Origin of the sequence: Acinetobacter sp. 2JN-4 (assembly GCF_003687745.1) — a bacterium.
Lineage (GTDB): Bacteria > Pseudomonadota > Gammaproteobacteria > Pseudomonadales > Moraxellaceae > Acinetobacter > Acinetobacter halotolerans.
In genome coordinates, this window is sequence record NZ_RDNY01000006.1 from 167909 (window position 1) to 189099 (window position 21191).

Consider the following 21191-nt stretch of genomic DNA (forward strand, 5'->3'; position numbering starts at 1 on the left):
GCTGCAACCCAAGCAGTACTTTGGTTTTGCTCAGGATGTGCCATCAGCCTAACAAAAGATTTTTGTTACTTTTGATCTTTCAAAAGTAAGCAAATACCAATTCAAAAATGATCTGTTTTATCAAAACTTATATGACCTTGCTCATTACTGAAGAAACAATTTCATTCTGTGATTTTGCCCCACAATCGAATCCGACTAATCCCCCCATCTGGAATCATATTTACACGAATATAGTTCACTTTTTGATGCTGCAAAATCTCAGCAATATATGCATGAATGGCATCCATCGATAATGGTTGCTGCTCCAACAAGAAAGACCAAAACATACTTTGAGGAATCAATTGAGCATCCGTTGCATCTTCAACATACGCGGCTTGAATCGAACAAAATGCAGGATAATTGCCTTTAAAATGTGCTGTATCAATTTCGATTTTTTCTACGTGCCCCGCTTGACCTAAGGCAATAATGCACCAGTCAAAACCAGGTTCACGACGACGCTTGGTTTCCCAACCATCTCCCATATTGATACCGCGATCTGGGCTGAGTAAATTATTCGGATGACCGTAATGCGCATCGCTAAATGCCACAATACGTCCGCCATTTTTCAAAGCAATCAGATCAATTTGTTGAGTTGAATCTATATTTTCAAGGATGACATTTCCATACACGCGTAAGCGAGCAATCCCACCATCAGGGAAAATATTAATGCGAATATGAGTAATTTTTTGTGCTTCGCAATTAAAAAAATGATGATGGTCTGGAGATAAAACTGAGTTTTCTAACAATGGAGTCCAAGTGATATTTTCCAATTGATCATCAGGTGCATAACACCCTTCTATTGAGGCGGAAGCAGGATAATTCCCTGTAAAAAATGAAGTATCAATATCAAAGCCAGAGACTGTTCCTGTTACACCTAAACGAACGATGCACCAATCATAACCAGCTTCACGCTTACGACGTGTCTCCCAGCCATCCATCCATTTACCATGATCATCAAATTTACCTTCAATAAACTTGGCGGGTTCAGTTTGCAACATTCTTTCCGCACTTGCGAAAAACTCATCAGAACAAGACACTATGCTCGCACCAATACGCGCATCAGCTAAATTGGTTAAACCCTTTAAGTTATCTGGCAAAGTCACTGTTTTGGCAATATGCACCGTCATTGATCAATCCTAAAACATTTTATATGATTCATTATATGCAAAATCCAGTCCAACTGGTCTGACCTGTTATAAAAAATCTGCTTAATTTTAGTTTGAGTCAATCTAAAATTATGAATTTTGTGTAGAATCAAATTGATTATTTTATTTAGGTTAGACCACTGATGAGCCCACAAGCAATGCTCAATGGAAAATCATCTCAGGTGACTGAGCAAGCTGTGGAAGTCATCCATCAACGCATTCAACAAGGGACTTATGCGATTGGTTCGACATTACCCTCTCAACGTGATTTAGCGCTCCAACTCGGAATAAGTCGTGCTTCTTTGCGTGAAGCTTTGACACGTCTTGCCGCTTTGGGATTGTTGGAAATCAAGGCTGGTAAAGGGGTTTATGTCATTTCACAACACAGTAAAGCCGCTGAACAATGGGAAGGTGAACACCGCATTTCCTTAAAAGATTTCTATCAATTACGCTACGTACTCGAAGGATTTTGCGCCCTACTCGCCTGTGAATATCTAACAGAACAAGATAAATCGATTCTAAAACAGCATTATGAAGCACTCGCAAATGCAATCTCGGAACAGAATTGGCAAGCAGCTTCCGAATTTGATTATGCCTTTCATCAACATATTATCGAATTAAGTCATAATCAGTCGATTATTCAGACACTTAAAATGCACACTGAATGGATGAAAAAAAGCCAGATCCTCCCTTTTGTCCAACCTAATCTTGCCTTTAAAACCATTCAAGAACATGATGTGATTTTACAAGCGTTATTTAAACAAGATGCTGTAGCGGCTGAGAAAGCCATGCAAGCGCATATCATTGGTGCTGCTCAACGTGCGGGTGTCTATTTTTCTCGGCATGAGCAATGATCTGATTCATTTAAGATAAATATAAAGCTATTTTTAAAACTAAATAATTCAAATTTTATTTGCGCACCACTTTGCCTCAAACTTTGAACCACAGCAACACACTCCCCCCATTTCTGCTTTTTAATGAAGCACAATAACTGGTATGACCAGTAAAACCACATAGTAAAACTGGCATGCTTCTCGCTTAAGACTGTTTAGAAGTTTTATATTTTTAACAATCAGGGTCTAAACGATGAATATTGCGATTATAGGCGCAGGTATGGGCGGTTTAACTGCTGGTATCGCTTTAAAAAAATTTGGCCATCAGGTTACGATCTACGAACAAGCAGCAGAAATTCTACCTGTAGGTGCAGCGATTTCGCTATGGTCAAATGGGGTGAAATGCTTAAACTACCTTGGCTTGACTGATCAAATCCAAGCTTTGGGTGGACAAATGGAGTCGCTGGCATATGTCGATGGACTCGCGCATCAGACCATGACTCAATTTAGCTTAACACCTTTATACAAAGAAGTAGGACAACGTGCCTACCCTGTCGCTCGTGCAGATTTACAACAGCTCCTCATGCAACAGTTTGGTTTAGACGATATTAAACTCGGCATGAAAATGACCGAAATTGAAAATCATCCTGATCATGTCAACATTCATTTTGCAGATGACTCTCAAATAACGGCCGATTTATTGATTGGTGCAGATGGCACCCATTCCACCACCCGTAAGTTTGTATTGGGTCATCAAGTCGAACGACGATATGCAGGCTATGTCAACTGGAATGGTTTAGTCGAAATCGACGAAAACATCGCTCCAGCGCAACAATGGACGACCTATGTGGGTGAAGGAAAACGAGTTTCTCTCATGCCCGTTGCCCAAAATCGCTTTTACTTCTTTTTCGATGTACCTATAGAAGTAGGTCTACCAAATCAACGTGATCAATATAAAACTGAGCTGAAAAAATATTTTAAAGACTGGTGCTCACCTGTACATCAACTGATTGATTGCTTAGATGAACAAAAAACCAATCGAGTTGAAATCCATGATATTGAGCCTTTTATGAATTTTTATAACGGTCGGGTGGTTTTACTCGGTGATGCAGCACACAGTACCACACCTGATATTGGTCAAGGCGGTTGCCAAGCTATGGAGGATGCCATTTACTTGGCACGTGCTTTGCAAATAAATACTTTTGGTTTAAGTGATGCACTAGAAAGATACCAAAACAAACGTAATGATCGTACTAGGGAAATGGTTTTTCGTGCGCGTAAACGTTGTGATGTGACCCACATGAAAGATCAAAAAGTGACTGAGGAATGGTATCAATCACTTTATCAAGAACAAGGTTCACACATCATGCAAGGAATTATTAGCAATATTGTTGGAAATCCATTAGATTAATAAAAGAAAGTTTTAACTCCCCCCTTAATTGGGGGCTTTTTTTATCTCAACGCTTTTCAAGCAATCGCCAAAAAGACCATAAAAAAGCCCATTTCATATCTGAAATAGGCAATTGGGATAAGCAGACTTTAAAACTTATAGCTCAATGTAAATCGATTTTGTAGAAAGTCTTTTTCATAGCGTGGTGAAGTTTGGATACCAAAGAAATTACTAACGCTAAAACCTTGTAATGCGCCAGTAAAATTATAAATACCAAAGATCATATATTCAGACTGATTACGACTCGCAACCTTGTTAGACTCTTTTAAATCCATAAAAGAATATCGAGCACCGGCAATCACTTGATCTGTGAACTTTCCTTCCAAAGAAGTCATGAAAGCATTTCCTGCGCCTAGGTCTTGGGTACTGGTAAAAAATGGCTGAGCAAAAATTTCACCTGATGAGGTTTTAGTCGCATAAGGTGTGAGAAGTGCGCCATTTAAATAACGATCTGTATGCGGTTTAATATAGTTATATGCAACTTTTAGATTGGCTTTTGGCATAACTTTAAATGCCGTCTGAACGCCAAAAATTTGACTATCAACCTCTCCTGCTAAAGCTTTGCCTTGATCTTTTCCTGAAATATATTGCAGTGAAAGTTCAGGTGTATATTGGAGTTTAGGCAATGAAAGATCTGCTTGGGTATAAATCAAACGCGTATAGTCATCATAGTGTTGATACCAAATCTGCGCTTTAAGTTTTTGATCTTCAGCCAAATCAAAACGCTTCCCTATACCAACTGACCATACGCCATCGGTTTCAATATTCGCATTTTGACGGGTACTTTTGCTAAATTCATCATCAGCATAACTTTTGAATTTATTCACTTTGGTGAGGCGCAAGAAATCAGTATTGTTACCCACCTGAACATCGGCGGCTTGATACAAAGCCATCAAAATTCGTCGGTCTGCATAATCCCCCATAAACGGTAAATTTAGACGCTGATTCCCGATCGTAACGCGTGCTAAATCATTCTTCCATGTGATGTAAGCTTCAGCCAAACCATCACGATCTTCTTTTAATTCAGAAACTTCATCATTGTTGTTTTTCTCGTCTAAACGGCGTTGTAGATCATAACCAATTGCAGCTTGCACCCCATACAATGGCGCTGTTTCATATTTAAGATAGCCTCCAATTGCGACAGTATCTTGGTTTAAATTATTGACAAAATATCCATTATTTAAAGAATAATAAGCTGATTTCACAACGCCATGCACTGCCCCACAGCCAAACATTTGTTGCACAGTTTTGACTGAATTGTCCTGAACGCTACAGTCCTGATCCAATTGAAATAGCCCATTTAAACTAGTATCTGCTGCCCCGCTTTGCATCGCTGCACTCATTGCGAACACCAATGTTGCAGATTTTAAAGTCAAATTTCTCATAAAGTTTCCCCGATAATGTCATTCAGACAGCGCTTTAAATCTATTCAAATAAATTTTTTGGTCTTAAAAATGCTGTTTTAACTTTTGCAAAGCCAAAACTCCCCTAGACCTATTCAAAAATGAATAAGCGACGTTGAATGGTGAATGATTAAAAAATGTTACGGTTTTGGAAAATAAATAAAGCCTGCCATCAATGCCCTGAGTTGACAGGCAATGTAGCGTCCTCAACTAATTTTTTGGTAAAAGGTAAATGGTGAAATAAAATATTCAACAAAATGGCAGTAATACATGCCGAGCTGATTCCTGAATGCAATAAGGTCCCCACCCATTTTGGAAATTGTGCATAGAACTCATGGTTTGCAATTGGGATCATGCCGATCGCCAATGACGTTGCGACAATAATGAGATTCTTGTGATCGTTATAATCTACTTTTGCTAGAGTACGGATACCACTGGCTGCCACAGTGCCAAACAAGACAATACCAGCACCACCTAAAACTGGCATTGGAATCGCAGCCATTAAACGCCCGACAATCGGTAATAAACCAAGTACCACCAGAATCCCGCCTGCGGTTGCCACCACAAAACGACTTTTTACCCCTGTGATCGCGACCAACCCTACATTTTGCGCAAATGCGGTTTGCATAAATGAACCAAAGATTGGGGCAACTGCACTAGACAACATATCTGCGCGTAAACCATCGCCAATCCGTTTTGCATCAACTTTAGTTCCAACAATTTCCCCAATCGCAATAATATCGGCTGTGGTCTCCGTCATAATCACTAAAGTTACGATCACCATCGAAAGAATGGCGGTAAATTCAAACACTGGCATGCCAAAATGAAAGAAATGAGGAAAAGCGAACATTGAACCGTTAGCGACTTTGGAAAAATCTGCAAATCCAGCCAATGAAGCGAGTACTGTGCCTAAAACAATCGCAATTAAAATCGCCAGACGACGCATGAGCTGACTCTTTAACATACTGAAAATAATCACAATCGCTAAAGTAATTGCAGCTAAACCAATATTTGCTGGATCTCCCCAATTTTCAGCTTTCGGGTTTCCCCCCATCATCCAGCGAATCGCAACTGGTAATAACGAAATACCAATCATGGTAATCACACAACCTGTCACCACAGGTGGAAAAAAACGAATAATTTTTGAAAAGAATGGTGCGAGTAATAAGCCAATCAATGAAGCAACAATCACCGCGCCAAACGCTGAAGCCAATCCACCGCCCGTAGTAACAATAGCTAAAATCGTTGCAACGCCTGCAAAAGATACACCTTGGACAATCGGTAGTTTTGCGCCAAAATGCTTAAAACCCAAGGTTTGCAACATGGTCGCGATACCACCAACAAAAAGTGCGGCAGCAACCAATAGTCCTATTTCCGAAGCCTGCAACCCTGCGGCAGCACCGATAATGAGTGGTGGTGCAATAATCCCACCATACATGGTCAGCACATGTTGCAAACCATAAATGACATTTTTATTCATTCCTAAATATTGGTGTTCTGCTGAAACGGTTGCACCCGTATCACTGTGCTTTTTATCGTTGTGCATGGTGGTCTTTCCTCAATCAAAATTTATATTTTCTTCATTGCTTGTATTAACTGCCGCGATAGGTGGAATAAGAAAATGGGCTGATCAATAAAGGCACGTGATAATGTTGTTGAATGTCGTTTACCTTAAAATCGATACACACTCTGGGATAAAAGCTTTCAACCTCTAGAGATTGAAAATAATCATCAATGTGGAAAATGAGTTGATACTTGCCGTGTGTAAATGAATCAATATCAAATGCTTTAATACGACCATCAACATCTGTGAGTTGTTGATCCATCAAAACATAGCCGAGAGACGTTTCCTGCAATAATTCAACGACAACACCCGCAGCAGGCTTTCCCAGTGATGCATTTAAAATATGTGTACTAATACCCGCCATTATTGAATCTCCTGCTTTAAGCGAATTAATGCGATTTCACTGAGTTGTTGTTTGACTTCAAGCTGTTCTTGCTCGGTTGTGTTTTCTAAGCGGCGGTTGAGTTCTGCTAACATTTCCGAACCTGAACGTCCTGCCGCACGAATCAAAAAGATATGACCAAATTTGTGCTCATACGCTAAATTGCCCTGATACAGTGCCTGTTGAAAATCATGCTCCGTATCAAGCTGAGCTTGTTCTTTTTGCGAAAACTGTTGCTCTTTTTCAGATAATGTCATGGCAGCTTTTTTCTCACCAATTCTTGGATGCTGTGCAAGCGACTCTGAGATTTCTGACCATTGCCATGTTTGGGTGTGTAAGGCAGCTGTTTGATACAATTCATCTGCTGAAACAAAAGGACGTTGCATAACAATACTTTGAATCCAAGATGGGATATGCACACACGGCTTTAATGCGTCCATCGCTTGCTCAGCTTTTAATTGATTGAATTGATCTAAATCCATGTTTGCTCCAATTTGTGACACCGTCTGACTGGTCTGACCAGATAAAACATATGAAGCAATGAACATGCCAATTCAAAAGGCTTCGTTCATAAATCCTTTTATTTCTCTCAATGGAAAAAATACGAAGAAAGTGCCCTTAATGATGAAAGGGTCTAAAGAAAATATTTTTGAACAATAAAAAAGCTGCAATAGAAAATCTATTGCAGCTTTTTAAAGATTAAATTGAACTTAATCTAGGCTATATGCAATCACATAATCACCATGATCAGGGGATTGACGAGCACCACCCGCGGTAATCATCACGTACTGTTTACCATTTTTAGGTGAAACATAACTAATCGGTGTGCCTTGGCTACCCACTGGCATACGTGACTTCCACAACTCTTTCCCTGTAGACGAATCAAGTGCACGTAGATAGTAGTCTTGCGTTGCAGCAAAGAATACCAAACCACCTTGTGTCGCCATTGGCCCACCAATCGTCGGCATACCAATCGGTACTTTAAGCCCCATTTTGATTCCCATAGGTCCAGTATCTTCTACTGTCCCCATCGGTACTTGCCAAGCAATTTGACGTGTACGCATATCAATTGCAGTCATCGTACCGTAAGGTGGTTTTTGACATGGGATATTGAACTTCGACCAAAAGCGATCTTTGTTTACTTTGTATGGTGTACCTTTCATCGGTACTGCACCCATACCTGTATTGACCTTTTCACCGCCACTTGCTTCCAGCGCTAAATCTTCTGGTGTTTGCTGAATTAACTGAATCCATAAACCCAAGCGCATATCATTAACAAACATGTATTGATGGCTAGGATCAAAAGCGATGCTACCCCAGTTCATCCCACCCAAAGAACCCGGAAAACTTAAAGATACATCTGTTCCTGGTGCAGTAAACAAACCTTCATAGCGCATCGACTTAAAGTTAATACGACACATCAGTTGATCAAATGGTGTCGCGCCCCACATATCCGATTCAGTAATTGTTTGATTACCAATTTGCGGCATTTCTACTGAACGAGGTTGCGTCGGGCTATATTGCTCATTAGGAATATCGGCAGGTTTAACAGGCTGCTCAATCACTTTTGTTAAAGGTTGACCTGTTAGCCGATCAAGTACAAAGAACTGACCTGACTTTGTTCCAATTACCACCGCAGGCTTATTTGTTCCGTCCGTCATTGGGAAATCAACAAGACTCGGTTGCATCGGCAAATCAAAATCCCATAAATCATTATGGACTGTTTGATAAACCCATTTCTCTTTACCGGTGGTTGCATCTAAAGCCAATACTGATGAATTGTATTTATGATCCAAAGGTTGGCGATTACCTCCCCACACATCGACAGATGAGCTACCCATTGGCAAAAATACAGTATTCATCTCAGGATCATAAGATAATGCAGCCCATGCGTTAGCAGAACTACGCTTATATATCTCACCTTCTTTGAGCATATAATTTGGATCAGGATTACGTGGATCAAATACCCAACGCAATTCACCTGTAATGACATCGTATGCACGGATCACACCGCCCGGCATGTCTGCAGCAAAGTTATCAGCAATACGGCTACCAACGACCAAGACTGACCCTGCCACAGTGGGTGCTGAGGTGACTTGGAAACGTGGTGCTTTAGTGCCCTCGCCTAGACCTTTATGCAAATCAACCGTGCCATCGACACCAAAATCTTTACAACGCTCTCCCGTATCCGCATTCACCGCGATTAAACGTCCATCAGGAGTATTGGTATAAACACGACGTAAACATGCAGTATTATTTGCAACCGTTTGTACAGGTGTAGCACCCGCTAAACTTGGTTGTTGAATGGGTTGAGTTGTATCGAAATAAGCAACACCGCGACAACGTTCCCAAGCATCCGCCTTGGAGTTAACCTCTGCCTTCCAGATTTGTTTACCAGAATCTGCTTCTAAAGCAAAAATATTGTTATGTGGTGTACATAAAAAGACTTTATTTCCAACTTGCAACGGCGTCATTTGATCTTCTGCACCATTGCCCGAACCCGTTGTAAAGTCACCTGTGCGAAAGCGCCACGCTTCTTTTAACTGATGGACATTGTCACGGGTAATTTGATCTAAAGCTGCGAAGCGACTCCCTCCAGCATCTTGACCATAATGTTGCCAATTGGTTTGCTTCATATCTGTTTGAACAGGCACCAACGGTAATTGTTGCCCTGATGCTGCAACGGTTGGATGGGGTTGGAACATTTGATAAAACCCAATGACCATACCAACGACAGTCAATGTTCCTACAGCATAAGCTGGTAAATCAGCACCCGATTGAAATTGATAACGGCGAATTGATGGCAGGGTAAACATCAATGCAGCAAAAATACCTGCTGGGAACATTAGACGCGAGAATAGCGGCCAAAACTCCCAACCTGCATCAATTAATGACCAAAAAATTGTACCGACAAAAACGATCGCAAATAACCAGACACCTAAGGCTTTACGCTTAAAAATGAACAGTGCAGATCCCAGTGTTAATAGCCCTGCAATGATGAAATACCATGAACCGCCAAGTAAGACGAGCTTTCCACCACCAATGGTGAAAAATAGCCCTGTAAGCAATAAGGCGAGACCTAAAATAAAACACCATATCTTTAATATGGTATGGCTATTGGTAGACTCTGACATGGGGTCATACTCCTAAATTAAAAATTCACTCGCATGCTCAATCCAGCAACCCAAGCATCATCCACCTCTTTCACACCCGCAGGTTGATGGATATATTGTAGATTTGGTCGTAACATAATTGCTGGTGACCATTGATAGGTATAGTTCAATTCAACATTGAGCTCATCTCGTTGAACAGGAACATAATCTGCTGCGAATGCATCATATTGGTCGTAACCACGACTATGATTGATATCGATTTGACGATCTTTATAACGATCATTGACTAAATAATTTGCGATCCCCAAACCAATCGAGTCATTTGGTCGTTGATCAAAAGCACCTTTGTACCAAAGTGCAAGTTGTTGCGTACTTCGAACTGCTGTTGTTTCTTTATCGTTTACGACGACATTAACACTGGCATATAAACCACGTTTTGGATCATCGCCCTTCTGTATCAATTGTTGTTGCGCATTAAGCCAAAAGCTATGTTTGCTATCATGCACTTTATCTGCAATCGCGATGTCATTTGCCTCAGCAGTCGAATATAGTGCCCCTATTTTGTATTCACCTGCCAAACCATTAAATGCCGCCAATTTAGGTTTCCAAGCCAGCTCTACTGGTATAGTTGCCCCTTTGACGTTATTCATATCCAAGTTAAAACCATCACTATTTTTATCGGTTTTAACGTTATCAGGATTAACTTCATAAATACCGACACCGAGCGTCCACTCAGGTGCAAACTGGTATTTCACATTTGCACCCCACAGACCGACTGGTAGGTTGTACCAAATTGAGCCAATCGATTTACCGAGTTGGCTTCCACATAATAATAAATTTTGGAATTCACATTGAGAACCATTAAAGTCCTCAGACATGCCCATACGACCAATTTTGAATTGAACCGTATTATCAACAAAACCTGTTTTAATCCATGCCTGCGATAAACGCCAGATTTTGCCGCGACCATAGATTTCTTGCGAGTTACTTAATGCACTTGAGCGTGGGTCTTTAATCCTTTCCAAAGTCAGAGCATTACCATCACGCTTGGTAATTAAAATATTTACCGTGGTATCTTCCCAACCGAGTATTTTATTTAAGTCAAAATTTGCACCTAAAGAAAGTTGTGCCGCATTCTCAAAACTATTGCTATCGTTATAACCACCATCCAAATTGGTTGCTGCTTGACTCATGATCGATGCGGTAAACTTATAACCCTCTTGTTCCAGTTGTTGGCGTTGGCCATTCCAATCACCCAATAACCATTGACGATCTTGCGACCACGGTTGATCTGCAAAAACCTGCTGTACAGACAAAATTGAAAATGCCAGTAACGTCGTTTTAAATAAAAGTGAATGCTGTTTCATCGATAAATTCCTTGTCTTTCTACTAAGTAGCACCCCATGAAAGGTGCTACTTTTATTGTTATTTGACTTGCACGGCTGAACTCAGTTCAGATGTAGCGCCTAAATGATCCGTCACATTGGCGGTTATGGAGGCAACTTGAGCAGTTGGTTTCCATGAAACTGTTGCTACACCTTGAGCATTGGTAACAGCAATCGCTGAACCCAAATAAAGTTCAGCTTCATTTGAATTAGCGACCGAATTTCCAAAAAATTCGACTTGATAACGCTGATTTGGTTGTCCTTTTACTTCAACAGCAAGTTGACCTTTTGAGAGCGTAAGCTTTGGTGCTTGAATGGCTTGGTTTGGTTGTGGATTACAGCCTTGTTCATTTGGCTGCTGACAAGTTTTTTGTAGGTTTGCAGGATCAATCTTGACACCATGACCACGAGAACCAACATAATGTGCATGCTCTAATCCCGGAATATCAAAAGTGATTGCACCTAAACGTTGGTTTGGTTCACAGCTTCCGCCTGCTTCACAGCGTTTAATATCCTTCGCATTATTCCAAATTTGATTTTTTGTTAGTGTGATACGCGCATTGGCATCTTTTTCAGAACGGATCGCAATACCAATACGATTACCATGAATTTTGTTGCTATCTAAAATATTACCATCACCCGTTAGGTTAAATCCTAATGAGTTATTGGTTAGTTCGTTATAAGCAATGTAATTGCGTTTACCCCAATTAATCTGTAAACCATCCGAATAATTTTCAAACTTATTACCTATCACTGCATTGTCATTACCCCAAAGGATTTCAATCCCTTGTGATGGTTCTGGATTTGCTGAAGTTGAAATAAAATGGTTATTCGCAACTAAATTAAATGCAGCGCCACGGGTTAGCTCTAATCCATCACCATTGTCTTGGAAATAGTTATTGAGAACTTTGTTGTTATTGGTGGTGGTTGCAGTTGGATTGCCCTTGCCATCATCGCCAGTCAACATCACGCCCGCACCACCATAGTTATGCATAATGCGGTTATGTTGAATCAGGTTGTTGCTGGCACGATTCATCAAAATACCAATACAGAAGTGACGAATTTCTAAACCTTGGATGGTCACACCATTAATGTCACGTAACACAATTCCCGGCAAAGTTGTGGTCCGTACATTGGTTCCAAACTGCCCTTCTACAGCGCCGGGACACGCCTCAACGCCACGACCTTTAATATAATTTGAACCATCAATGGCAATATGCTCGCCTGTTTTCGTCCATAGCGTACCAATGATTTTGACTGGTGCTTTAATTTCAGGAAGTGGGCTATTTACCTTGATGGCATAAGGTGCTTTCCCTACTGCCTGAATCAGAATCTCGCTGGCTTCTGTCGGCTTGCTATTGACTTGTTCAATCGCCCAACGTAGTGAATTTTTTTCAGTGTCGTCCTGATAACGGTCTACGATGTAAGTTTCAGCTACTGCCAAACCTGATACTGCTAAACCGATTGCGAGCGCGCTTAAACGTAAAGAAATAACTTTCATTTTAAAAATCCTTTTCAATTATTCTGTCGGCTGAACTGTTTTTAACAACTGTTTCAGTTGGGTCACATCAATTTGACCCGGCGCTGATGCTTCACCGATCATGCCAAAGCTAAAACTACCGCCCATGTTAGCTGTCGCAATACGTGAAACTGTGCCTAGTTTGCCCATCGACATCGTCAGCAATGGTTTATTTGAAAGTTGGCTAACTTTTAAGGTGGCATTCATCAAGGTAAAAACATCTTGTTTGTTTTGCGGCATCACTGCAATTTTTAAAACATCCGCACCAAGTTCATCTTGTTTCAATAAACGTTTAATGATTTCATCTTCGCTTGGCGTTTTCTTAAAATCATGGTTCGACATCACGATCAGCACTTTTTTATCATGCGCCAATCTGACTGTATTTTTGACGATCTGCTGATCACGGAACATTTCAACATCCAGCATGTCCATAAAAGGCTGTTTTAAATAGGCTTGATAGGTCTTGCCATAATCAGCATCGCTAATATTGAGTTGACCGCCTTCGTTATGGGTACGAATCGTGGCGATCACAGGTTTATTGCCTAATACCTTTTTTAATTCATGTCCTAAGGCAATCACCTGTTTGGTATCAGCAGCAAAATCGAGCAAATCAATACGAAATTCTGCTAGATCTGCATCTTGATTGGCTGCAATGACTTTGGCTTGAGCGATCGCTTGTTCTTTAGTTTTTGCAGTAATCGGTACAATGGTTTTCACTGGTGACTTGGCAAGCTCAGCCAATTGAACTGGGCTATGAACATTTTCTTGTGCCTGCACCATTTGAATTGTAAATAAAGGGCTAATAAGCAACGTTAATGCCGCCAGTGTTTTCATTTTCATCATCATCGTCCTTAATGGATTGCCTGTCTTTCACAAGAACAAGCAATCATTGGTTATTCACTTAAAATTAAAAAAACTTTAAATATCAAAAAATACAGTTTCGTCTTCGCCTTGGATACGAATGTCAAAGCGATACACCACTTCACCATCCACTTCTGTGCGTTTTGCAATTAAGGTTTGACGACGTGTTGCCCATTCAATACTGTTTAAAACTGGGTCGGTGGCATTGGCTTCGACTTCATCCTCAAAATAAACACGTGTATGCAAACCAATATTGATACCACGTGCAAAGACAACCACTGCAATATGCGGTGCTTGTGTTGTACCTTTACGACCTGCAACTGCACCCGGTTTGATCGTATTAAAGCTCCAAAAACCAGTTTCAAAGTTTGCCCCCGTACGTCCCCAACCTAAAAAGTTTGGATCAACAGCCTTACCTTGCGTATCGGCTTGACTTGGGTAAACACCATTGGCATCGGCTTGCCAAATTTCTAACAACACATCTCTTAAAGGTAAACCAAGCCCATCAAAGACTTGCCCCTCAAGACGAATGCGCTGACCTTGCGTTTTTTCATTGACCAATTGGTGATTAAAATTGTGTTCAAACACTTCGATATTGGCTTGCTGAGGTAACAAACCAATATGCACATAAGGACCACCCGTTTGTGATGGGGTTTCCTTCAACTCCTGAAAATTCCACGCTTTCATTGTGTTACTCCATTAAGTCAAATCATTTTCAAAATAAGTCGCACGACGACCACGAAGATGAATATCAAAGCGGTAACAACGGCTATCAGCTTCAATGAAATTGTTTTTATCTTCCAATGCGATCAAAGCACGGCGTTGATCTTCAGATGGAATCGTTTTCAAGATTGGGCATGAGTCAATTAAAGTATCGCCTTCAAAATAAAACTGCGAAATCAAACGTTGCGCCCAACCGTCTGCAATTAATGAGAAATGGATATGTGCAGGACGCCATTCATTGATACGGTTACGCCATGGATATGGGCCTGGTTTAATGGTGCGGAAAATATAGAAACCATTTTCATCTGTTAAAGTACGACCACAACCACCAAAATTCGGATCCATCGCACCAACAAATTTGTCATTTGGATGACGGTAACGACCTGAAGCATTGGCTTGCCATACTTCTAATAAGGCATTTTTAACAGGACGACCAAACTGATCACGCACATAGCCATGCACGATGATACGTTCTCCAACAGGCAAACCCTCTTTGGCATAGTTCAAAATCAAATCATTGTCTTTAGGGCCAAAAATGCTGGTTGAAAAATGTGGTGATGTCACCTCGGTTAAAGTTTCATTAATCGAAATCAACGCATTTTTTGGCGAGCGTAATACACTGGTTTTATACCCCGGTGTATAAGCTGGTGGGTGATCATCAGTATTCCGTTGCGGATACGCACCCAAAGTATGATTGAACATGCTCATCTCCTTAATCCTGTTGTTGTGCTGAAATGGGTAGCACCTCTATTCCAAGTTCTTTGAAAACCTCTTCTGCCATGTGCATTGCAGCATTTGCCGCTGGTAAGCCTGCATACAGTGAACTATGTAAAATCAGTTCCTTAAGTTCATCTTTGGTCACACCGTTGTTAAAACAAGCACGTAAATGCATTCTGAGTTCGTCTTCGCGTCCCAAAGCCAACAAAATAGCGATGGTAACTAAGCTACGGGTATGACGTGGCAAACCTTCACGTGACCACACTTCACCCCAAGCAAATCGACTAATAAAATTTTGAAAATCTTGGTTAAAGTCATTTAGGTTCTCTAGAGAACGTCCGACATGCTTTTCACCCAGTACTTCAGTACGGACTTTCAGACCTTGTTGATAACGTTGTTCATCATTCATTGACGTTGTCCCGAATTGAAAGAAAGTTAGGTTGCGTCCGTATGCGCAACTAGAGATTTCACAAAGATCGCCACAGCAGCAGCCGTTGCTGGAATAAACAACATGCTTAAAATCATAGTGAACGACCAATTATTCCCAAGTAAAACAGCCCCGATCCACGCACCAAATACAGCACCGAAACGACCGATACCTGTCATCCATGCAATTCCTGTTGCACGACATTGGGTTGGATAGAAACGAGCACTCAATGCGGGCATCGCAGACTGCGCGCCATTGATGGCAATACCAGCGCATAAAACTAAAACAGCAAGTAAAGTTGGATTTGCTAAGCTTTGACCGACTGCAATCGCAAATAGCCCTGCAACAAAGTAGAAACCTGCAATAATTCGATTTGGGTTGAAACGATCCATTGCCCAACCAATAAATAAGGCACTGAGCACGCCACCAAATTGGAACAGACCACCGATAAATGCAGCACGCTCCATGGTTGCGCCAGTTTCACGCATTAAAGTTGGTAACCAACTGGTCAGTAGATAAATCACCACTAAACCCATGAAGTAGGTTGACCACAATAAAACGGTACCTTTGGAATATTGTTTAGAGAACAACATGCCAAACACATTTTTCTTTTGCGCGACCGCAGAGTGTTCTTCTGGGATATGAAACTCGGTTATCCCTTGAACTTTTGATGGTGCAATACGGGTTAAAATTTTGCGTACTTTTTCAGGATTCTTGCCTTTCACAATCAAATAACGATAAGACTCAGGTAAGAAAAAGATCACCAGCAGCATCAAGATCAGTGGCGACCATCCACCCAATAAAAATAGGCTATGCCATCCAAAGGTCGGAATCAGCCAACTACTGATAAAACCACCTGTTGCCATACCCAAGTTATAGCCACAGAACATACAGGTCACTAATAATGAACGAATACGATGTGGACAATACTCTGAGAACAATGTCGTCGCATTCGGCATCGCCGCGCCTAAACCAATACCTGTTAAGAAACGTAATAGCACCAAACTATCTAAATTGGTGGCATAGGCAGAAGCCAAAGTAAAACCACCAAAAATCAGCATGGAAATCGTTAAAACAATCTTACGACCAAAACGATCGGCTGTAGGCCCTGAGACCAATGCCCCAATGATCATGCCACCAAGTGCAGCACTCATCACAGGACCAAGTTGCGAACGGTCAATGCCCCAATCTTGCGCCAAAGCAGGTGCGATAAAACCCATCGCCGCAGTATCAATTCCATCTACAAATACGATGAGAAAACAAATGATTGCAATCATCCACTGATACTTACTAAGCGGTGCATCATTAATCAGCGCCTGTGCATCCATACTGTTTTTTGGGGCAGCAAATTCCTGTGCCATAGTTGCCTCCTTGTAGGCGAATTCCTTTCTAACCCGAAACGGTTATATTTTCTGAATAAACGTTGACAATGCTTGATTGAAAACCTGAGGTTGCTCAATATTCGATAAATGTGAAGCTGCCAAGATTTCAAGCTGACTGTGTGAAATAGACTGATGCATAAATGTTGCATCCTGAACCGTGGTAACAGGGTCAAACTGACCTGCAATAATGCACGTCGGGATTTGGATCTGTTGAAGTTGATCTCGTAGATCTGCATCCGCTAAAGCTCGACAGGCATGTGCATAACCTTGTGCGGGTGTCACCGCTAAACTTTGAATGGTTTTCTGTGCCAGCACATCATGGGCATAATCAAAGTGTTCGCTAAACCATCTCGTATGGGTGGTTTTGACGATATCCGCTAGACCTTGCTGCTCAACACTATCAGCACGTGCATTCCAACCTTCTGCTGTCCAAATCTTTGCAGCTGAATTTGCCACCGTAATGCTATGCAAACGTTCGGGAAACTGGATGGCTAAAGCCAGTGCAGTAATGCCCCCCATTGAAATGCCACAAAAATGTGCCTTTTCAATTTTGAGTGCATCTAAAATATCAACAACATCTTCGGCAAGGTTTTGCAAAGTGCTACTCTCAATAACACTACTCGCACCGTGACCACGGCTATCGTAAGTTACGATTTGATATTGTTCTGACAATGCTTCAACCTGTGCTTGCCACATACCCTGATCGGTTCCAAGTGAGTTGGAAAACACAATCACTGGCGCATCTTTTGGACCCTGCACTTGCACTGCAAGTTGATATCCTTGACGATTATGAATATTGATCATCATTTTGAATCTCCCTGAGCTGCTTGTAGCACTGCATCAATTTGCGCCTGAATATTGCCCAAATATGACTTAGGCTGTAAAAGCTGATCCAATGCTTCAGCTGAGAAATGAGCATTCACTTCATCTAAGTTGGATAAAATATTTTTCAAATGCGTATCTTGTTCAACTGCTTGCTGACATGCTTGCTCAACCACATGATGTGCATTTAAGCGTCCAATCTTGCTAGCAAGTGCCATCATGACTGCTTCTGCCATGATCAAACCTTGAGTCGTGTCAAGATTGTGTTGCATCGCTTCGGCATTCACATCAATAGCCTGTAATACTTCATTGCTACGCTCTAATGCGCCCGCACATAGTTGAAAAATTTCAGGTATTGCTAACCATTCCGCATGCCATGCACCTAAAGCACGTTCGTGGTCTTGAACCATGCTTTGATAAACACTAGCCATCAGCGCTGGAACGCGATTTGCAGCGGCAAGAATTGAAGCGGCTGCAACAGGATTACGTTTATGCGGCATTGTCGATGAACCACCACGCCCTTTTGCTGTTGGTTCATAAACTTCAGCGATTTCAGTCTGCATCAATAGCGACCAATCTTTTGCCATCTTGCCAACATTGCCCACAATCATGGCAAGTAGACTAGCAATCTCTACAATACGATCACGCTCGCCATGCCAAGTGCATTCAGGCATCGTAAGTCCTAGTTCAGCTGCAAAAGCTTCAACTACAGCAGAACCTTGATCTTGCAAAGATGCTAATGAACCTACTGCACCACCCAGTTGTGCAGTGAGTACTCTGGTTTTCATTGCTTGCAAACGATCAAGATCACGCTTTAATGCTGCTGCATAACGCGCAAACTTATGCCCTAATGTAATTGGCAAAGCTTGCTGCAACCATGTACGCCCAATCATCACTTGGTCACGGTAACGCTCAGCTTGTTGCAGAGAAATTTGATATGCAGAGTGAAGTTGCTTTTCGATCAATCCCAAGGCATCACGACACTGTAAAATCGTCGCAGTATCAATGATGTCTTGACTGGTCGCCCCCCAATGCACATAGCGAGAAGCATCTTCATCGTGCTGCTTCACAATCGCTGTAAATTGCTTCACAAACGGAATCGCAATATTTCCAGCTAAACCCGTTGCTACTGCCAAAGCATCGAAATCAATTTTTTCTAATGCGGATTGACCAACCTGTTCGATCATCGTTGCGGCTGATGCTGGAATAACATTGACTTGAGCCTGTGCTTTAGCCAAAGCCACTTCGGCTTGGATCATATAACTCAATAAAGCCTGATCACTAAATATAGTAGTGACGTCAGACTGATAAAATAAGCTGGCATATAACTGACTCATAGCAGACCTCACTCAACTCGCTGAATAATCAAAGCAATGCCTTGACCGACCCCGATACACATCGAACACAAAGCATATTGTCCCTTGATCTGTTCAAGTTGGTTCAGAGCGGTTGTCACTAATCTCGCACCTGAGGCACCCAATGGATGACCTAAGGCAATCGCACCACCATTTGGATTGATACGCGCATCATCATCCGCCAAACCTAAATCACGCGTTACTGCCAAAGCTTGAGCTGCAAATGCTTCATTCAGCTCAATCACATCCATTTGTTCTAACGTCAGATTGGCTTGTTTCAGTAACTTTTTGATCGCAGGTGCAGGTGCAAAACCCATAATGCGTGGTTCAACACCCACCGTAGTTGCTGCAATGATTTTGGCACGTGGCTTAAGTTGGTATTGAGCAACCGCTTCATCTGAGGCGATCAACAGTGCTGCCGCACCATCATTAATCCCCGAAGCGTTACCCGCGGTGACGGTACCTTCTGCCTTCACTACAGCTTTGAGTTTGGTCAGTGCTTCGATGGTGGTCGATGCACGAGGATGTTCATCAGTATCGATAACGACCGCATCAGCTTTGCGTTGCGGAATCGTGACTGGGACGATCTCTTGTTTAAAAAAGCCTTTGGCTTGCGCTGCAGCAGTGCGTTGTTGGCTCACCAAGGCAAACTGGTCTTGATCGGTACGATTGATATTGAATTGTTCCGCTACGTTTTCAGCGGTTTGTGGCATGGTGTCTACACCATACATCTGTTTCAGTTTTGGGTTAATAAAACGCCAACCCATAGTGGTATCTTCAATCTTTTGGCTACGTCCAAAAGCACTGTCCGATTTACCCATCACATACGGTGCACGGCTCATGCTTTCGACACCACCAGCAATGATGAGATTTGCTTCACCTGCTTTAATCGCACGCGCTGCTATTGCAATGGCATCTAAAGATGAACCACAAAGACGGTTCACTGTGGTTGCAGGAACTTGATACGGTAAACCTGCTAACAGCGCAGACATACGACCGACATTACGGTTATCTTCACCTGCCTGATTGGCACAGCCATAAATCACATCATCCACTTGTTGCCAGTCGACGGTTGGATTACGTTGTATTAAAGCTTGTAGTGGAACTGCACCGAGGTCATCTGCACGTACAGGCGCTAAACCACCTGCATAACGACCAAATGGGGTGCGGATGGCATCAATGATATAAGCGTTTTTCATTTTAAATCCTGTCCTTTACTTCTGACCTTTCAGCCATTCTCCGTAGGTATTTCGCGGCGGCGGCATGGATGCCGCCCGTTGGACTGTGGTATATGGATATACCATCAGTCCAACAAAGGTTTTTGTTACTTTTGACCTTTCAAAAGTAAGGTATTGCCTATACAAAAAGCCTCTGCTTTAACCCGTAATTAGTGGCTGGCAAACATTATCTTTGCGTCGCATCAATCAATTGAGCGCCTGTCAACGCCTGTAGTTCTTCAAAGCTCAGATCATCCACTTTTTCAATCACTTTTAAACCTTCTGTGGTCACATCAATCACACACAGATCGGTATAAATACGATCCACACATTTCAAACCTGTGGCTGGATACGAAAGCTCTTCAACGATCTTAGGTTCACCTTGTTTGGTGACATGATCTGTAGTGATAAAGACTTTCTTTGCACCTACAGCTAAGTCCATGGCACCACCTACAGCAGGAATCGCATCGGCTGCACCTGTGTGCCAGTTGGCAAGATCACCGTTAGCTGCGACTTGGAATGCACCGAGTACCGCAATATCTAAATGACCACCACGCATCATGGCAAAGGAATCACCATGATGGAAAAAGCATCCACCTGTCAGCATGGTGACGTATTCTTTGCCTGCATTAATCAACTCAGGGTCTTCTTCACCTTTGGCTGGTGGTGGACCAAATGCCAATAAACCGTTTTCAGAATGTAGAAAGACATCTTTATCCGCAGGTAAGTATTTTGAAATTTTGGTCGGTAAGCCAATGCCTAAGTTGACATAAGCCCCATCAGGAATATCTTGTGCCACACGTGCTGCAATCTGGTCACGGCTGAGTTTTTGATAGCTCATATTGTTCTCCTTA

19 protein-coding genes are annotated in these 21191 nt (G+C 41.9%); 2 read left to right on the forward strand and 17 right to left on the reverse strand.

Features of this window, described 5'->3' with window-relative positions; genetic code table 11:
• Window positions 1-161: 161 nt before the first annotated feature.
• Window positions 162-1166, reverse strand: a complete 1005-nt coding sequence (alc, locus tag EAH57_RS10435; protein WP_121930003.1) for an allantoicase — start codon at window positions 1164-1166, stop codon at window positions 162-164.
• A gap of 161 nt (window positions 1167-1327) precedes the next feature.
• Between alc and EAH57_RS10440 the strand changes: the two genes are divergently transcribed.
• Both EAH57_RS10440 and hpxO read left to right on the forward strand, forming a co-directional pair.
• Window positions 1328-2038: a FadR/GntR family transcriptional regulator gene (locus tag EAH57_RS10440; RefSeq protein ID WP_121930004.1), complete on the forward strand. Its 711-nt coding sequence runs from the start codon at window positions 1328-1330 to the stop codon at window positions 2036-2038.
• A gap of 232 nt (window positions 2039-2270) precedes the next feature.
• Window positions 2271-3428, forward strand: a complete 1158-nt coding sequence (gene hpxO, locus EAH57_RS10445; protein WP_121930005.1) for an FAD-dependent urate hydroxylase HpxO — start codon at window positions 2271-2273, stop codon at window positions 3426-3428.
• 128 nt (window positions 3429-3556) lie between these two features.
• Here hpxO and EAH57_RS10450 read toward each other — a convergent pair whose 3' ends face one another.
• From EAH57_RS10450 to EAH57_RS10525, 16 genes are all read right to left on the reverse strand, one after another.
• Window positions 3557-4852, reverse strand: coding sequence for an OprD family outer membrane porin (locus tag EAH57_RS10450; protein WP_121930006.1), 1296 nt, complete (start codon window positions 4850-4852; stop codon window positions 3557-3559).
• Between the two features lie 190 nt (window positions 4853-5042).
• Entirely contained in the window at window positions 5043-6416 is a 1374-nt protein-coding gene (locus EAH57_RS10455) for a nucleobase:cation symporter-2 family protein (protein WP_121930007.1), read from the reverse strand.
• 46 nt (window positions 6417-6462) lie between these two features.
• A complete protein-coding gene (uraH, locus tag EAH57_RS10460) occupies window positions 6463-6798 on the reverse strand; it encodes a hydroxyisourate hydrolase (RefSeq protein ID WP_004671767.1) in 336 nt (111 codons plus the stop codon).
• On the reverse strand, window positions 6798-7298 hold the full coding sequence (gene uraD, locus EAH57_RS10465) for a 2-oxo-4-hydroxy-4-carboxy-5-ureidoimidazoline decarboxylase (protein ID WP_121930040.1): 501 nt from the start codon (window positions 7296-7298) through the stop codon (window positions 6798-6800). Before uraD ends, uraH begins: the two co-directional genes overlap by 1 nt.
• Before the next feature lie 228 nt (window positions 7299-7526).
• Entirely contained in the window at window positions 7527-9950 is a 2424-nt protein-coding gene (locus tag EAH57_RS10470) for a glucose/quinate/shikimate family membrane-bound PQQ-dependent dehydrogenase (RefSeq protein ID WP_121930008.1), read from the reverse strand.
• Window positions 9951-9967: 17 nt separating this feature from the next.
• On the reverse strand, window positions 9968-11296 hold the full coding sequence (locus EAH57_RS10475; protein WP_121930009.1) for a carbohydrate porin: 1329 nt from the start codon (window positions 11294-11296) through the stop codon (window positions 9968-9970).
• A 58-nt stretch (window positions 11297-11354) separates the two neighbouring features.
• The gene (locus EAH57_RS10480) at window positions 11355-12815 is read right to left on the reverse strand and encodes a right-handed parallel beta-helix repeat-containing protein (RefSeq protein WP_121930010.1); all 1461 of its coding nucleotides are present in this window, start codon (window positions 12813-12815) and stop codon (window positions 11355-11357) included.
• A gap of 18 nt (window positions 12816-12833) precedes the next feature.
• The gene (gene aroD / locus EAH57_RS10485; protein ID WP_171407439.1) at window positions 12834-13667 is read right to left on the reverse strand and encodes a type I 3-dehydroquinate dehydratase; all 834 of its coding nucleotides are present in this window, start codon (window positions 13665-13667) and stop codon (window positions 12834-12836) included.
• An 84-nt stretch (window positions 13668-13751) separates the two neighbouring features.
• A complete protein-coding gene (gene pcaG, locus EAH57_RS10490; RefSeq protein ID WP_121930012.1) occupies window positions 13752-14381 on the reverse strand; it encodes a protocatechuate 3,4-dioxygenase subunit alpha in 630 nt (209 codons plus the stop codon).
• Between the two features lie 12 nt (window positions 14382-14393).
• On the reverse strand, window positions 14394-15119 hold the full coding sequence (gene pcaH, locus EAH57_RS10495; protein WP_121930013.1) for a protocatechuate 3,4-dioxygenase subunit beta: 726 nt from the start codon (window positions 15117-15119) through the stop codon (window positions 14394-14396).
• Between the two features lie 10 nt (window positions 15120-15129).
• Entirely contained in the window at window positions 15130-15543 is a 414-nt protein-coding gene (gene pcaC / locus EAH57_RS10500; protein WP_004671782.1) for a 4-carboxymuconolactone decarboxylase, read from the reverse strand.
• 26 nt (window positions 15544-15569) lie between these two features.
• Window positions 15570-16922, reverse strand: coding sequence for an MFS transporter (locus tag EAH57_RS10505; RefSeq protein ID WP_121930014.1), 1353 nt, complete (start codon window positions 16920-16922; stop codon window positions 15570-15572).
• A gap of 42 nt (window positions 16923-16964) precedes the next feature.
• Complete coding sequence (gene pcaD, locus EAH57_RS10510) at window positions 16965-17750, reverse strand: 3-oxoadipate enol-lactonase (protein ID WP_121930015.1); 786 nt, start codon at window positions 17748-17750, stop codon at window positions 16965-16967.
• Window positions 17747-19102, reverse strand: a complete 1356-nt coding sequence (locus EAH57_RS10515) for a 3-carboxy-cis,cis-muconate cycloisomerase (RefSeq protein ID WP_121930016.1) — start codon at window positions 19100-19102, stop codon at window positions 17747-17749. The genes pcaD and EAH57_RS10515 overlap by 4 nt, the downstream gene beginning before the upstream one ends.
• Window positions 19103-19110: 8 nt before the next feature.
• Entirely contained in the window at window positions 19111-20319 is a 1209-nt protein-coding gene (pcaF, locus tag EAH57_RS10520; RefSeq protein ID WP_121930017.1) for a 3-oxoadipyl-CoA thiolase, read from the reverse strand.
• A gap of 205 nt (window positions 20320-20524) precedes the next feature.
• Entirely contained in the window at window positions 20525-21178 is a 654-nt protein-coding gene (locus EAH57_RS10525) for a 3-oxoacid CoA-transferase subunit B (RefSeq protein WP_121930018.1), read from the reverse strand.
• Between the last annotated feature and the right edge of the window lie 13 nt (window positions 21179-21191).